Source organism: Variovorax sp. P4_D9, assembly GCF_056401695.1.
In genome coordinates, this window is the sequence record NZ_JBFUIU010001378.1 from 1 (window position 1) to 1,542 (window position 1,542).

The 1,542-nt window shown below is 65.7% G+C and carries 2 protein-coding genes; both read left to right on the plus strand.

The window, feature by feature from the left end; all coding sequences use genetic code 11:
- Positions 1 to 788 (plus strand): acetaldehyde dehydrogenase (acetylating) (locus AC1DY5_RS55125; protein ID WP_478122614.1); only part of this gene is annotated, 788 nt, incomplete at its 5' end.
- Positions 789 to 801: 13 nt separating this feature from the next.
- Positions 802 to 1,542: 4-hydroxy-2-oxovalerate aldolase (gene dmpG, locus AC1DY5_RS55130; protein ID WP_478122615.1), on the plus strand; the 741-nt coding region annotated here is incomplete at its 3' end.

The window sequence follows — 1,542 nt, forward strand, 5'->3', positions numbered from 1 at the left end:
GCCTGAAGCGCGCCCGCGAGATGGGCCTCAAGACCACCGCCGATGGCGTRGACGGACTGATGCCTCACGTGAAGGCCGACGGCGTTCAAATTGCGTTCGACGCCACCAGCGCCTATGTGCATCCCGAGAACTCGCGCAAGCTCAATGCGCTGGGCGTGATGATGATCGACCTGACGCCGGCCGCCGTCGGCCCCTACTGCGTGCCGCCGGTCAACCTGAAGCAGCATGTGGGCAAGCGCGAGATGAACGTCAACATGGTCACCTGCGGCGGGCAGGCGACGATCCCGATGATTGCTGCCGTCTCACGCGTCCAGCCGGTGGCGTATGGCGAGATCGTCGCCACCGTCGCGTCTCGCTCCGTCGGGCCGGGCACTCGCAAGAACATCGACGAATTCACCCGCACCACCGCCGGTGCGGTCGAGAAGGTGGGCGGAGCCAAGAAGGGCAAGGCCATCATCGTCATCAACCCGGCCGAGCCGCCGATGATCATGCGCGACACCGTGCACTGCCTCACTGAAACCGCACCGGACCAGGCCGCGATCACGAAGTCGATCCACGACATGATCAAGGAAGTGCAGAAGTACGTGCCGGGCTACAAGCTCGTCAACGGCCCGATATTCCACGGCCACCGAGTCTCGGTCTTCATGGAGGTCGAGGGCCTGGGCGACTATCTGCCCAAGTACGCCGGCAATCTGGACATCATGACAGCGGCCGCCGCGCGCACCGCCGAGATGTTCGCCGAAGAAATCCTGGCCGGCTCGCTCAGGCTCGAGCCGGTGGCCGCGTGAGGGAGACGACGTCATGACGACATTCCAAGGCAAGAAGATCCTCGTGCACGACATGACGCTGCGTGACGGCATGCACCCCAAGCGCCACCAGACGACGCTGGAGCAGATGAGGTCGATCGCGAAGGGACTGGACGACGCTGGCGTGCCGCTGATCGAAGTCACGCATGGCGACGGCCTCGGCGGCAGTTCGGTGAACTACGGCTTCCCGGCGCACACCGACGAGGAATATCTCGCGACCGTGATCCCGCTGATGAAGCGCGCCAAGGTATCGGCACTGCTGATCCCCGGCATCGGCACGGTCGATCATCTGAAGATGGCTCACGGCCTGGGCGTCAGCACCATCCGCGTGGCGACGCACTGCACCGAGGCTGACGCCAGCGAGCAGCACATCGTCGCCGCGCGCAAGCTCGGCATGGACACGGTGGGCTTCCTGATGATGGCGCACCTGAACAGCCCGGAAGGGCTGGTCAAGCAGGCGCTGCTGATGGAAGCCTATGGCGCCAACTGCATCTACATCACCGACTCGGCCGGCTACATGTTGCCCGACGACGTGAAAGCGCGGCTTGGCGCGGTGCGCGCGGCGCTGAAGCCCGAGACCGAACTTGGTTTTCACGGCCACCACAACCTGGCGATGGGCGTGGCGAACTCGCTCGCTGCCGTCGCCGCTGGCGCGACGCGTATCGACGCCGCGGCTGCGGGCCTGGGCGCCGGTGCGGGGAACACGCCGATGGAGGTTCTGGTGGCCGTCTGCGAG